A 14,464-nucleotide genomic window follows, 5' to 3' on the forward strand; every position below is an offset into this window, starting at 1 on the left:
GACGGCTTTCCGGCCGGAGCTTACGTTGACGGCACCCGCGAGTGTGTAAATCGTTTTTCGCAAACGCCGCTTTCCGCACGGAAGTGGGAGTGCCCCGTGTCCTCATTACGTCGCCGGATATCCCTGTTGGCAGCGTTCCTCCTCATCCAGCCGCTCAACGCTCAGCCGGCCGCCGGCGGGCAGTCGTACGTCGAGGTCGTCGACCTGCGCGTGGACGGCAGGCGGGATCAGCCCCTCGGCATCGACAGCCCCGCCCCCGTGCTTGGCTGGCGCATGACGCCGGTCGGCCAGTGCGCGCGGGCGACCTGCCCTGCCGACGCGCAGACCGCGTACCAGATCCAGGTGGCCGCGAACGAGGGCGACCTGCGGCGCGGGCGGCTGATCTGGGACTCGGGGAAGGTGAGCTCGGGCGTGCAGTCCGGTGTCCGCTACGGCGGCCGGGCCCTGGGTTCGCGGCAGCAGGTCAGCTGGCAAGTGCGCGTCTGGGACGCGGGCAGGCGGCCCTCGGATTGGAGCAGGCCGTCCTTGTGGGAGATGGGCCTGCTGCGGCAGGACGACTGGGGAGCGGCGCGGTGGATCGAGTACCCCGGCCGCACCGAGACGCAGCCCATGCCGATCTTCGCCCGCGCGTTCGACCTCGACCGGCGCAGGCGCGTGGCCGGTGCCCGGCTCTACCTGTCCGGCGTCGGCCTGCACCTGCCGACCCTGAACGGCCGCGAGCTCGGCGACGAGGTGCTCGCCCCCGGCAACTCCAACTACCAGCTCTCCAGCGAGTACCGCACCTACGACGTCACCGGCGACCTGCGCGCCGGCGCCAACACGCTCGGGGTCCGGCTCGGCAACGGGCCCGCCTACGTGCGGCGCAGCGTCACCAACCCGGCCGTCGGCCGTACCGCGCCCTACTCCTGGTGGCAGAGCCAGCTCAAGGGCAGCGGCACCCTCACCGCCGCCACCGCCACCGGCGCCACCACCGTGGCACTGAGCGGTGTCACCGGCTACCACGTCGGCGGCACGATCAACGTCGACACCGGCGACGGCGGCGACGCGCTCGAATCCCGTACGATCACCGCGATCGGCGCGTCCGGCATCACCTTCACCCCGGCGCTGGACAAACCGCACCCGGCGGGCGCGACGGTAACCGGCTCCGGCAACAACATCGCCGCGAGCGACCCGAGTGCCGGCGCGGCGGTGACGCCCCGCATGATCGCCCGCCTGGAGATCACCTACGCGGGCGGCTCCTCCGACGTCATCGTCTCCGACCGGAGCTGGCGCACCGCGCTCGGCCCGCTGGTCACCGACGCCTGGTACTCGGGCGCCGACCACGACGCCCGCCGCGAACAACCGGGCTGGGACCGCCCCGGCGCCGACCTCTCCCCCACCGCCAGGCGGCGCGACGGCTCGGCCATGGACTGGACCTCCGCCGGCCTCTCACCCCCGCCGAACCTCGCCACCCGACTGGTCGCCCGCACGGCCGAGCCGGTCAAGGCGGTCGAGACCTTCAGGCCGGTGTCGATGACGAACCCGGCGCCCGGCACCTGGGTGTTCGACCTCGGGCAGAACATCGTCGGATGGCCGGAGCTGCACCTCAAGGACGCCGTGCCGGCCGGCACCGTCATCCGGATGTCACCCGCCGAGTCGCTGGCCGCCGACGGCACCGTGGACCAGGCGTCCCTGATGGGCGGCGGCGGCAGCCGGGGCCGCGACCTGTTCAACACCTACACCACCGCCGGCCTGCGCGACGGCGAGACCTGGCACCCCGACTTCACCTACTTCGGCATGCAGTGGATCCAGGTCACCGGCCTACCGGAGGGCTACACCCCCGACAAGAACCTGATCACGGGCATCCGGCTGCAGGCCGACACCCCCGTTTCGGGGCAGGTGACCACCTCCAACGCCCGGATCAACCGGATCCACAAGATGGCCCGCTACTCCTTCGCCTCCAACATCATGTCGGTGTTCACCGACTGCCCAGGCCGCGAGAAGCTCTCCTACCCGGCCGACTACACGATGCCGATGGGCGCCATCCACCGCAACCACGACCTCGCCGCCTACCTCAGAACCACGATGCGGCACCTCGTCGAAGGTCAGTCGATCGCCGACACCCCGATGCGCGGCAACGTGGCGCTGAAGACCCCCGTCTACGACTGGGGCTACAGCGGGCGCTTCGGTGACGAGATCAACTGGGGCAACGCCATCATCCTGGTCCCGGCCATGTTGTACGAACTGTACGGCGACACCTCGACGATGGCCCGCCACTACGACCAGATGGTCGATTTCGCCGACTACATCCAGCGGGAGAAAGCCGACGCGCACATCGTGGACGCCGCCCTCGCCGACTGGGTGGCCGCCGACCAGACCTCCGGCCGGATCACCGGCACCTGGGGCTACTACACCATGATCACCAAACTGGCGAAGATGGCCGAACTCACCGGCCACACCGACGACGCCACCCGCTACCGGGCACTCGCCACCGACATCAAGACCGCCTTCAACACCCACTTCTACAACCCACAGCTCCGCCGCTACACCGACGGCACCGCCAGCGCGACCCAGACCGCCCAGGCCCTCGCCCTCGACGCCGGACTCGTCCCCGACAGCGAACGCCAGGCCGTCCTCGACGCCCTCGTCGAACTGGTCTACGCCTACCACCCCAACGGCGAAGGCCCGCACTTCAGCGGCGGCACCATCGGCATGGCCCCCACCGTACGAGCCCTGGCCGACGGCGGCCGCGACGACGTCCTGTGGGAACTGCTGCAAAGCGACGCCCAGCCCAGCTACGGCTACTTCATGGCCCCCACCCCCGCCAACCCCGGCGGCATGACCACCATCGGCGAACGCTGGAACCGCGGCGACTCCAAGAACCACATGATCCTCGCCCAGATCGAGGAGTGGTTCCACACCGGCCTGGCCGGCATCCGCCCGGCCCCGGACACGATCGCCTACCGCAAGCTCGTCATCCGGCCCAAACCGGTCGGCAACCTCACCTCCGTCAAGGGCCGCTATGAGACGCCGCAGGGCACGGCCCGCTCGGAATGGACCAGGACGGAGGGCCGGTTCAGGCTGATGGTGGACGTGCCGCCGAACACCACGGCCGAGGTCTGGGTGCCGGCCAAGGAACGGCGCCTGGTCACGGTGCAAGGCCGGGCCACGTTCCTGCGGATGGACGGCGGCCACGCCGTGTACGCGGCCGCCTCGGGCACCCACACGTTCGTGACCACGAGCGACTGAGGCCATGATGCCGGTTCACTTACCGCGCGCTGTTCGTCAGTGCGTCCTGGAGTCGGTGAAGCGGCGCATGGCGTCCAGTCCCGACAGGCCGTAGACGTCCTCCACGGCGTCGGCCAGCAGGTGGCAGGTTCTGAACCGGTCGAGCGGGGTCAGGCCGAGCCGGGTCAGGTGCAGGTAGGTGTAGTTGAGCAGGATCCGGTAGCGCCGGAAGGCGGGACTGGCGAAGATCACCTCGTGGTAGGCGGGGTTGTCGAAGACCAGGCGTTGCAGTTCGCTGGGCTCGCGCCGGGGCGCGGGCGGGCCACCGGAGCCCGGGCGAAGGCCCTCGCCCGGCTCGAACGCGGGCGCGAGCAGCCTTCCGTCGTCCATCAACGTTGCCACCTGCCGCCGGTACTGTTCCAGCAGCGCCGCCCACTCCCGTACGAACGGCACGGGCGGGGTGGCGTTGTTGTCATCGTCATCGAGGCAGGCGACGACGTCACGGACGCGCGCCGTCAGGGCCGTCCGCCGTTCCGTGAAGTCGCGCTCGAAGGACGCGCGGGCGTGTTCCGGGTCGGCCGCCCAGTTGAGGTAGCCCTCCGCGTGCATCCGGAACGACAGGTAGCTGCGGTCGATGCGCTGCGAGGTGTGCGCGACGGTCAGCATGAGGCCCAGGGCCAGCCCGATCTTGCTGTCGCGGCCCGCGCGCACGTGCTCCAGCATGCCGAACAGCAGCGGGGTCGCGTCGGTGTAGAACGCGCTGAGCAGGTCCGCCTCCTCGTCGCTGCCCAGGACGTGCCGGCGCGAGTCGTACGGCGCGTCGCCGATGGAGTTGTCCGGCGGCCACGGTGTGAGCGGGCCCCGCTCCTGCTCACGCATGGCGAGCAGGCGGTGCCTGGCCAGGCTCGCGGCCGGGTCGAGCACGGCCGTCGAGGGGTGTTCGCGCAGGTAGGCGCCGATTGCCTCGCTCACGCGCGGGCGCACGGCCCGCTTCCAGGCGGCGGGTGCGGTCTTGATGTTGATCCGCAGGTGCGGGCCCTGCCGCCAGTGACGCAGCACGTACGCCGCCTCGACCTCGCCGCGCAGCCCGTCGAGCAGGGGCCGCACGGCGTCCAGCAGCAGGCCGTCCTTGTCCGGGGCGTGGTAGTAGACGTGCACGCTGTGCCAGGTGGGGGTTTCGGTCAAGGGGACCACCTCCGGAGGTCGGCGAGGCCGGCGATGGCGCGGCCTGCCAGGAACGACATGTGGTACTCGGTGCCGGCGCGCAGGCCCAGCCGGTTGTGGAACAGGTGGACGCAGCGCATCAGGATCAGCGGCACCGTGCGCCGCTCCGGCGGTGCGACCTGGGCGAAGGACGCGTGTGGTGAGCCCGCGTCCAGGGGCTCGCATCGGCCCGCGGCGTGCAGCGCGTCGAGGTCGTCGCGCAGGGCTCGCACGGAGGACGCCCACTCGGCCAGCAGACCGCCGCCGGACTCCGGCGCGTCCCACAGCCTGCGCGTCTGGGCGAGCAGAGCGCCCTCGCGCCGCCGCCAGTCCGCCTCCATCCCACCGGGAACGGGCCCGGCCGTGGTCGCTTTGCGGGCGGCCGTGGTCAGGCGGTGGGCGGCGGTGGGGAGGTCGGGCTCGCAGATGGCGGTCGCAATGGTCAGCGCGGCCAGGCCGATCGCCGCGCGCCGGCCCATCTCCGTCCCGGCGGCCAGTACGTCCAGGGCGAGGCGGCTCGACACCGCGAAGTGCCGTTCCGCGGCGGACACGCAGGCGGCGTCGCCGTATGCCTCGTTCTCGGGCCGGTAGTCGATGAACGCCACCGAGCCGGCGGGGTGCAGGCGTTCGTCGTAGGACGTGCGCCGCTCGCCCGCGGCCATGGCGGCGGCGAAGGTGCGGTAGGAGGCGGGGTCGATCGGGGGTGAGGGGTGCGCGGCGAAGTGGGCCGCCGCGCGTTCGCGGATCAGGTTCCGGACGTGGGGCAGCCGTGCCGGGTCCGGGACCTCCAGCCTCAGCCGCACGTGCTGGCCACCCTCCCAGTAGCGCAGGAAGAAGGCGCGGCGAGCCGTGCCGTCCGCCGCCAGTTCCCGCGTCACCGGGCCGACCACGCCGGTGATCAGTGGATCGAGGTCCCCGAAATGGAACAGATGCGCACCAACCCACCGACCGTCGCCGGCCCTGGTGCCGGTGCCCGCCCAGCTGCTTCTGGCCTCGGCCGCATCGGCCGCGAGGCCGGTGCCGGGTTGCGGGGTCGTCATCGGCGCGGCTTTCCGGAGAGTTGCACGATGTACTCGGTGACCCGGCCGCCCGCGCCGTACCGGGGCGCCTGCCCGGGATCGGGCAGGGCCTCTTCGAGCACCAGCAGCGCGCCGGGGTCGCGCAGCCTGCGTACGAAACCGGTCAGCAGCAGCAGGTCGGTGACGTCCACGTACATGGGCTTGCGGTCCTTGCTCAGCAGCCCGGCCAGCAGACCGTGCCGCAGGTCAACCACCCGGGCGAAGAACCGGCGGGGCACCCCGTGCGAGGCCAGCCACTCCCCCAGCCTGGGCAGGTAGGCGGCCTGGTGCTCGCCCTTGGCCGGAGCAGGGAAGGCGCCGGCCCGCAGCCGCCACACGGCCCGCGCGAGCGTCACCCGCCCGAGGTCGAGCCGCGGCCAGCGCTCCACCGTGTCCCCGTCCGGCAGTTCGCGCCGGGTGCGGAACACCCAGCCGGGCACCATCGCCGTGGACGGTTCGCCGAACGCCCGCACGAGGAACTGCAACCACGGCGGCAACCAGTACTGGGCCGTCATGCCCAGGTGGACCGGCCTGACCGGGCGGCCCGCGCCGTCGTACAGGGTCAGCCGGTCGTTTCCAGGGTCGTAGCCGACCGTGAGGTCCGCCGGCGCGGCGCTCGGGAGGTGTGCGTCGGGGGCGGTGAAGGGGTGGTCGAGGGCGAGGTCGGCCGTGGCCGGGCGGACGTTGAGTCCGCCGCCGACGAGCCCGCGGCACTCGGCCACCATGACCTCGCCCTGCGCGGCCCGCAGGCCGGTCGCGGGAGGCGCCTCGCCGCCGGCCAGGGTGACCAGCCGGTGCAGCCGCGACAGGCCGCGCCCGTACCCGGCGGAGACCGAGTTGACGACCGCGCGCACGCCGCCGGGCCCCGGCACGGCCTGCAGGTAACAGCAGATCGAGCCCGGCGGCCGGACGAAGCGCGGCCAGTCCCCGGCCAGGGCGGCCAGGCGGGCGGCGGTGAGGTCCACCACCGGTTCCCCGGCGTCGGGTCCCGCGCCGGCTCGCTCCCAGAAGCCGCGCCGCAGTTCGGTGAGCCGGGTCAGGCCGGGCGGGGGTTCGGCGTCCGGCATCGCGCGGGTGCCCGCGACCGGGTCGCGCAACATGCCGCGCAGCAGCCTGCCGCCCTCGCCCGGCGCCTCGGTGTGGATCGCGCGGTAGAGGTCGAGCGCGGGGATCCGGGCGTCCGGGCCGTGCCGGTCCAGGAAGTACGCGGTGGCGGCGATCTTGACGGGCAGGTCGGGGTCGAACAGGCCGAGCAGCCCGCGCAGCGCGTCCAGGTCGTCGCACACCCCGCGCCAGGCCGTCGTGCCCAGCCGGCCGGCGACGCCGGGGATGACGGCGCTGTGCCAGAGCAGGTTCTTGTCGGGCAGGGACGGCCCGGGTGGCAGCACCTCCCGCAGCGCCGCCCGGACGACTTCGGCCGTCTTCGCGGCGCCGCCGGGATCGGTTCCGTTGTCCCGGAGTGCCCCGGCGGCGCGGGCGATGGCCCGCGCGTACGGTGCGGGGCCGTCTTCGGCCAGCCACGACGCCAGCTCTCCCACAGGGTCGGGGCCCTGCTCATCGTAGGGCGGGACGAACTCCAGCAGGCCCGCGTCGGCCAGCGGCTCGATCCCGGGAGCCGCGGAGAGGGTGGCGTTGTCCCGCCCGCGTACCCAGTCGAGGGCCTGCCGCACCTCGGCGCTCGCGGGCACGCCGGACAGCGGTTCACCGTGCCCGGCGGTGAGGAACCAGATCCGGTCGCCGTCGTCGGCGGCGGACGGGTTGACGCGCAGGCGGGCCCGATCGCGTACCCGCCGGTGCCGGGTGAGCACCGTCCACAGCGGGCGCAGGACCGCGCGGTCCAGCTCGACCCGCACCTGCCAGGACGGTTCGCCGCCGGTCCGCACCGCGGGCCCGCCGGCCTCCCACCGGCCCAGGCCGCTGAGCGTGAACGTGGCGTACGGGCTCGTCTTGACGCTCGCCCTGGCCAGGTAGCGGGCCAGCCGCAGCAGCTCCTGCCGCTCCGGCGGACGGTCGGCGGGACCGGCGAGCCAGGCTTCGAGGCGGCCGGCCAGCACGGGGCTGCCCTGGGCGAGACCGTGGCGGAAGCCCGCGTCGGACACCGCCTCGCGCAGCAACGCCGTCTTCTCCCGCGCCTCCTCCACCAGCACGGCGGGCAGTCCCGCGCGCAACGCCTCCGCGCGGTCCCGCAGGGCGAGCCACGCGCCGATCCGGGCGGCCAGGTCCGCCGGCAGGGCCGCCAGCACCTCGGCGGACAGGGCCCGGCCGCTCGGGCGGCGTCCCGCGAACACCGCGCGCCGCAGCGCCACCAGTTCCGGCTTGAGCGGGCCCGCCGCCGCCTCGCCGATCAGCGCGTACAGCGGGCCGGACAACTCCGCGCCCTCGCGCCGCAGCCGGGCCGAGAGGTCCACCAGCTCGTCCACCAGCCGCCACGTACGGGTGCAGCGCATCCGGTCGAGCCCGGCCACCGGCAGCCCGGCGACGCGGACTGCCAGAACGGGCGACAGTGCATAATCGGGATCAGCGAGCCTCGCAGGGGCGCCGTCCCCCGTGACGGGGACGGCGTGCGCTACCTCGGTCAATGAAACGCGCTCCTCGAAGGGTTCGTCAGGGGCCGAGGGCGCCCACGGCACGGGCGCCCTCGGCCTTGCTCGTCATCCCGGTGACCGCGCGCGGCTCACCGGAGGGCCGACGCCGGTACTACAGCTCCGGGGCCCAGCAGCTCATCGCCGTCAGGTACGAGGAGCAGTAGCCCGGGGAGGAAGAGGCGCCGGTCTCGATGGTGCCGTGGCCCTCCACCGCGATGGAGTCGGCCGACACGACGTCGATGGTGTCGACGTCCAGGCCGCGCAGGTCGAGTTTGAGGTTCTCACTGGACATGTGTGTCTCCTTCTGTGATGGGTCGAACGTTGTCGGTGCCTGCTACGGGGGTGGGCATCACCTCCTCGTTCACCAGGTGCGGGATGGGGCGGGCCAGGAGCGGCCCGCCGGTCGGTGGGGTGCCCAGGGCCAGGAAGGACAGGCTCCGCAGCGGGCCGCCCGCCAGGCCGAGCACCTCGTCGGTGGTCTCGTTCGCGCCGTCGGAGTGGATGCGCGCGGCCAGGCCCAGCGCGGCGGCGCTCAGCGCGGCCCGCTGGGCGACCAGGCCCGCCTCCATCTGCTGCATGCGGTACCAGCGGTCGCCGAACAGGCGCGCGCCCGCGACCGGATCGCCCACGGGCACCAGCACGGCGGCGGCCCCGCGCAGCGCCACCCGCGTGTTGGCCAGCAGCTTGCCCGTGGCCACGGTCTCCACCCCGGTTTCGCCGGTCAGCTCGTGGAGCAGGTGGCCCGCCGGGTCGTACCAGTAGGCGCCACGGGGCAGTCCGTCCACCCGCAGGGACAGCAGGCAGAGCGCGGTCGCGGCGGGTCCCGTGGCGGTGCCGGGCAGGTCGGCCGGGTAGCCGCCGCCGGCCGCCGCGAGGATCGCGCCGAGTGCCCCGCCTTCGAGCGGCACCGGGCGGTAACCGGCCGCCGGGGACGTGCGGCGCGCCACCCCTGCGGCGGGCGGGGGGCCGGTGGCGGGATCGGGAGCCGGGAGGGTGCGGCTCGCCCGGGGGCGCAACTCCTCTGGTGCGGCCGCGTTCCATGCCCGGTCAAGCTCCTGGAGGCCGCCCTCCGGAGGCGCGGACGAGCCGGGAAAGGGGGATGCGGCGGCCCGGTGCAGGGCGGCGGCGAGCCCGTCGGGCATGGCCCGGGGTCGTGGGCGGCTCTCCTCCGCCGCGGGCCGCGCCGTCAGCTCCCCGGCCAGGGGCGGGGCCGGCCGCTCGCCGGGGCCGGACGGGGGTGGCGCGCCGCCGGGCGGGAGGGTGAGGGTGAGCACGGCCAATGTGGCCTCCCGGGCGCCGTCGATGGCGAGCAGCCGGTCGACCTCGGCGTCGGGGAAGCGGAGGTGCGCCCGGGCCGCCGCTCCGAGCCGCCCGCCGACGGTCAGCGCCTGGGCGATCAGTACGCCGGTCTCCTGGCAGATCAGGCGGTAGCCGAAGTCGCCGTACTTGAACATCGACCGCCAGAAGACCGCGGTCAGGACGATCACCACGTCCGCCGCGGCGGGACCGTCCGCGAGCAGGCCGGTCAGGGCCGGGACGTGGTCGCCGGCGCGGACGTTCTCCAGGACGTGGTGCACGGGGTCGTAGTGGTACAGGGCCGCGGGCAGGAGCGGCGCGCCGGCGGCCACGTACGCCTCGATCGGGTACAGGCCGCCGCCCGACGGCGCGGGCCGGCCGGTGAGCAGCATGGGCGGGCGGCCCAGGGGCTCGCCGCCGTCGCCGAGGTGGTGGGACCACACGAGCCTGGTCACGCCGAGCAGGTCCCGCAGCAGCTCCCCGAGCGGCCCGGGCGCGGGACCGTCCGCGGTGGCGGTCCACGGCAGTGGTACGCGTCCGGCGCCCGGGTAGCGCTTGTGCCGGGTCGGCGCGGCGGCCCAGTCGATGGACAACGGGCCCCGGTTCCGCATGGCGGCCAGGTAGCGGCCGGTGGCCGCGCCGGTCTCCGTGGTCTGATGCACTCGGGGTCTGCCTCGCTTCCTTCGTCGTGCTCCGGGGGCCGGTCAGGGGAACGGGTGCGGGTACGGGTTCAGCTCCTCGGGCCGCAGGTCACGGTCCCGATGACCGAGCAGCCGTGGCAGGCTCAGCAACCGCGGCAGGCCGTGGACGCGGCGGTAGCGGTGGCCGAACGTCATGGACATCGACCCGGGCACGAAGACCTTGGCGGCGGACATGCCGCACGCCCGCGCCTCGGGCGAGGTGATGTCCACGGCGATCACGTCGAGCCCGGAGGCCAGGTAGCGTCCCGCCAGTTCGGCCACGTCCGCGCAGAGGTCGTCGTGCTCGGGCCAGCCCACCCGGGCCGTCACCTCGGCCAGGGACAGCGCGGGGCCGTCCGGCGGCAGGAAGCCCAGCCGGTCGAACGCGTCAGGGTGGCCGTAGGTCAGGGGATGGTGCTCCAGCAGCCGCACCCGGTCGGAGTCGGCCGCCAGCCGCGCCGACGACTCGGGATCGTAGCGTTCGACGTGGCCGGCCAGCATCGGGCCCAGGTCCTCCAGGGCCCGGCGGAGGGCACGTTCGGGGTCCAGGTGCGAGGCGGATCCGCACAGCGCGCGCGGCCGGTCCGGCCGGCCCAGCGCGTCCACGGCCATCACCCAGAACACCGGGACGCGCTGTTCCAGCAGCGCCACGTAGGCGTGCACGTCGTAGCCGAGCCGGTCCCGTACTCGCTGGGCGAGCATCGGGATGCGGCGGTCGGCCGCCGAGCCCAGGTCTACGCGCGGCAGGGGCAGGCGGGCGTACCAGGTGGCCAGGGCCGCGTCCCGTTCTGCCACCTCCAGCAGGCCGTACAGGATCGCCTCGGCCGGATGGCCGCCCAGGGCACAGCCGTTGGAGCACTCGTAGACGAAGCCGAGGTCGTTCGCGGGGCGGGGGCCGAAGAAGGCGTAGCTCTCCGGCACCAGGATCGGCGCGTCCCTGCCGAACGAGTACGCCCACACCCAGGTCGTGGGCCGCTCGGGGCGGAAGCGGGTGAACAGGAAGCCGGGCTGGTCGTACCAGTCGTCGGGGTAGAGGCCCAGGGTGCGCGGGTCCAGGGCGTGGTCGGCGAGGTCGGCGTACGCGGCGCGCACGACGGTCCGGCGGCCGCGCGGGTGGATGCCGGCGATGCGCTCCAGGGCCTCGGCGACCGCGGTGGCCCGCGCGGAGGCGAAGTCGTCGCCGCGGCCGTAGCCGTGGTGGCTCTCGTGCTCGGTGCGGGCCGGGCTGAGCCGGGCGATCGCCATCGGGCCGCCGCCGCGTTCCTGGGCGAGCAGCGCCTGCACGATGCCGGTCTCCGCGTCGACGAACCGCTCCTCCAGCTCCGGTCCCCGGCCGCTGATCCCGCCGACCCGGAACGTCGCGGGGTCCGGTTTGGGCGCCGGGCGCGGGACGTACCGGCCGGATCGCGGGTTGTCGTCCGGGCGCGCGCCGCAGTCGGGGCAGAGCGGGTCGGGCAGGAACGCGTGCCGGCGCACCGTGGCGGTCGGCAGGTGCACCTTCAACAGCGTGCCTTCGGTACGCGCGGAGCCGGGGTCGTGCCTCAGCCGCCGCACCTCGTCGGCCACCAGCGCGGCGATCGTACGGGTGAGTAGCGGGGTGAGCAGGGCGGTGGGCCGGGTGTCGAGGTCCGCCGCCCATCGTGCGCGCAACGCGTCGCGCGCCACCGCGTCCTGCCGGTTGCCCGCGCGCCTGCGTGCCACGCAGGTCGGGCAGCCGGGCCTGGACGGCCGGACGGACGGGCCGATCAGCGCCCAGCCGGCCTCTACGCGTACCGGCAGCGACGGCACGTTCCTCTCGGCCGCCTGCCGGGCCACCGCCCGGTACGGCCGCATGTCGTCGGCGTCGCTGACGACCACGATCGCGCCGCCGCCGCTTGGTGCGGCGGCGAGGGCCTGCCGGATGGCCGCGTGCAAACGCCCCTCACCCAGGACCGTCACCGTGCCCTCAGCCGCCGTGGTTTCAGCCGCCGTGGCCTCAGCCGTCGTGGCCTCAGCCGTCGTGGTTTCACTCATCGTGGTTTCAGTCATCGAGCAGGACGACTCGGGTGACGAAGGGCAGCAGCCGGAACGCCTCGGGGTCGCCGTCGAGCGGCACCGCCACCGGCACCTTGCCCGCGCGGCGCAGCGCCCCTGCCATCGTCCGCACGGCCTCGGCCGGGTCGCCGTCCGGTGACCAGAAGGGACGGGCCTCGGCGTACGCGTGCTGGTCGGTGGTCCTGGACTGCCAGCGCAGCAGCACCCGTTCCAGGGCGTCGCGCACTGCGTCTGGAACGGTCGCGGCCACTGACACGAGCGTTTCCCGGCCGGGGATCGTCAGGGCTACGGCGGGCACACCGAGGACGTCGGTGTGGTCGCGGATCTGCGGTGTCTCGCCGGCCAGCATGAGCTGCCGCAACAACGCCTCCGCGAGCGGATCCTCCCGGGTCTCCAGCCGCGCGGTCGACTCAGCGCGGTCGGTCGCGAGGGTGGCCGTCGTGAAGGTGCCTGCCGTGGGGGTGCCTGCCGTGGAGGTGGCCGCCGGAGCCGACGTCCCGGCCGGACCGGCCGGATCGGCCTGGTGATCCGGAGTGGCCGACAGGTGGGTGGCCAGCAGGTGCTCGCAGTGGGACCGCAGACCGGCGGCCAGCGCCTCCAGCCAGCTCAGGCCAGCGCCGGTGCCGATCGGCGGGCGCGGTGTGCCCGTGCCCGTGCTGGTGCCGATGCCCGTGCCGGAACCGGAGCCGGAGCCGTTGCTGACGCCAGTGCCGGTGCCGGTGCCGGTGCCGATGCCCGTGCCGGTGCTGGTGCCCCTGCCGGTGAGCCGGAGGCTGGTCTCGGGGACGGGGTGAGGCAGGCCGTCTGGCAGGTTCACGCCCCAGATCGTCCCTTTCCTGTCGGGGGCGAGGGCGAGCAGGCCGTAGGTGGCGAGGGCGGCGAGCAGGCAGCGCAGCCGGGCCGTCCGCTGGTCGGGCCCCCAGCCGAACGCCCGCGGTCTCGGCGCCCAGCCGGGCAGCGCGCCGAACGGGTCGGAGACGACCGCCTGGCACACCGCCAGCGGGGATTGGGCCAGCGCCTGCTCATCCAGCATGCCGAGCAGCCCCAACCGGGAGTCGACCAGCTCCTCGGTGAGACGACCGAGCAGTTCAGACGGCTCAACGTCCGCCGAGGGCGCGATACCGGGGGCGGGCGCGATGCCGAGTGCGGGCGCGGTGCCGGGGGCGGGGGCGTGTGGTGCCAGGGCCTTTGTCAGCTCTTCGATCGCCTCGGGGCCTCCGCCTGGGCGGGTGGCCGCGCGGGGATGGGGCAGGAACCGGTGCGGGAGTGTGTCGAGAGTGCGCAGGTCCACTCTGGTGAGTGTGCGTTCCGAGCCCGTGTCCAGCCCGGTCACGTGCGAGAAGCAGGCGAGCGCCGGCATGGCGGCGACCACCGTGGGCACCGGCCCTGCCAGCAGGTCCTCATCCGGCGCGACCGGAACGGCGCCGGACAGCCCGGCCAGCCGATGCCAGCCCGACTCGGCCGCTGTCACCGAGGGCCGCCCCACCTGGCTCATCCAGACCTCTGACGGGCCGGCGTAGACCTGGCCCAGCACGACCCCGGCCGCCTCGCAGGCGCGGGCCGTCGCCACCAGACTGTCGAGGTCCGCACTCACCTGGAGCACGACGTCGGCGTCCCCAGGGATCACCCAGCCTGGCGCGTCAACGTCCCCGGCGATCACCCGGTCGGGCTTGTCCGCGTCGCCGGCGATCACCCGGTCGGGCGCGTCCGGGTCGCCGGCGATCACCCAGCCGGGCGCGGCCGGGTCGGTGGCGGTGGTGAGTGTGCGGAATTCCTGGGCGGGGTCGCGGCGGGCGGCGTTGGCGGCGCGGGCGGCCGGTCCGGGGTCGGGGCCGATGATTGTGACGTGTCGCCAGCCAGTGCCGACGCATGCTCCCACCAGCGCCTCCAGCAGCGGCCCCTCACCGGTCAGCACCAGGCGGGCCCGGCGTATCCGCTCGAACCGTTCCTGCGGCGAGTCCAGCGCGTAGCCGATGAAGGCGATCTCCTCCGCGTACACGCTCAGCTCAGCACCGGTCAGCCCATGCGGCCGGGCCTGCCGGGCGTCCACCACGAACCGCTGCTCGGCCAGGCGGCCCACGAGCCCCTCGACCATGGCCCGGCGGTCGCCGGGAAGCTGGGCGGTGAGTTCGGCCAGGGTGTGGCGGCCGGTCAGCGCGGGTGCCAGTCTGGCGAGCCAGGCGTAGGCCTGCCGTCCGCGCAGCGTGCACGCACCGTAGTCGCTGTGCACGTAAGCACCCTCAGGGCTCTTGATGAATCGTACGTCGTCTCGTAGCTGCGGTCTCATAGCCGGATCGGCTTTTGGGAGCGCTCCCATGAACGTGATGTTAGAAATGAAAGCCGTTTATGTAAACCCATATCACCTCTTTCATGTGTCTCAAATGGCAGTTATAATCGCGAA

Annotated in this window: 8 protein-coding genes; 1 reads left to right on the forward strand and 7 read right to left on the reverse strand. The window is 73.8% G+C overall.

Annotated elements, in window-relative coordinates; genetic code table 11:
• Window positions 1-126: 126 nt before the first annotated feature.
• Window positions 127-3,228, forward strand: a complete 3,102-nt coding sequence (locus AB0I81_RS52285; protein ID WP_360675301.1) for a family 78 glycoside hydrolase catalytic domain — start codon at window positions 127-129, stop codon at window positions 3,226-3,228.
• A gap of 36 nt (window positions 3,229-3,264) precedes the next feature.
• Here the strand turns inward: AB0I81_RS52285 and AB0I81_RS52290 are convergent, their stop codons facing one another.
• The 7 genes from AB0I81_RS52290 to AB0I81_RS52320 form a co-directional block, all read right to left on the reverse strand.
• The gene (locus tag AB0I81_RS52290) at window positions 3,265-4,392 is read right to left on the reverse strand and encodes a thiopeptide maturation pyridine synthase (RefSeq protein ID WP_360675304.1); all 1,128 of its coding nucleotides are present in this window, start codon (window positions 4,390-4,392) and stop codon (window positions 3,265-3,267) included.
• On the reverse strand, window positions 4,389-5,450 hold the full coding sequence (locus AB0I81_RS52295) for a lantibiotic dehydratase C-terminal domain-containing protein (protein ID WP_360675306.1): 1,062 nt from the start codon (window positions 5,448-5,450) through the stop codon (window positions 4,389-4,391). The genes AB0I81_RS52290 and AB0I81_RS52295 overlap by 4 nt, the downstream gene beginning before the upstream one ends.
• Complete coding sequence (locus AB0I81_RS52300) at window positions 5,447-8,047, reverse strand: lantibiotic dehydratase (protein ID WP_360675309.1); 2,601 nt, start codon at window positions 8,045-8,047, stop codon at window positions 5,447-5,449. Before AB0I81_RS52300 ends, AB0I81_RS52295 begins: the two co-directional genes overlap by 4 nt.
• Before the next feature lie 118 nt (window positions 8,048-8,165).
• Window positions 8,166-8,345, reverse strand: a complete 180-nt coding sequence (locus tag AB0I81_RS52305; protein ID WP_360675311.1) for a hypothetical protein — start codon at window positions 8,343-8,345, stop codon at window positions 8,166-8,168.
• A complete protein-coding gene (locus tag AB0I81_RS52310) occupies window positions 8,335-10,011 on the reverse strand; it encodes a SagB family peptide dehydrogenase (RefSeq protein ID WP_360675314.1) in 1,677 nt (558 codons plus the stop codon). Before AB0I81_RS52310 ends, AB0I81_RS52305 begins: the two co-directional genes overlap by 11 nt.
• 42 nt (window positions 10,012-10,053) lie before the next feature.
• A complete protein-coding gene (locus AB0I81_RS52315; protein ID WP_360675317.1) occupies window positions 10,054-12,042 on the reverse strand; it encodes a TOMM precursor leader peptide-binding protein in 1,989 nt (662 codons plus the stop codon).
• A 7-nt stretch (window positions 12,043-12,049) separates the two neighbouring features.
• Entirely contained in the window at window positions 12,050-14,293 is a 2,244-nt protein-coding gene (locus AB0I81_RS52320) for a hypothetical protein (protein ID WP_360675320.1), read from the reverse strand.
• Window positions 14,294-14,464: the final 171 nt, after the last annotated feature.

This window comes from Nonomuraea sp. NPDC050404 (genome assembly GCF_040655495.1).
Taxonomy (GTDB): Bacteria; Actinomycetota; Actinomycetes; order Streptosporangiales; family Streptosporangiaceae; genus Nonomuraea.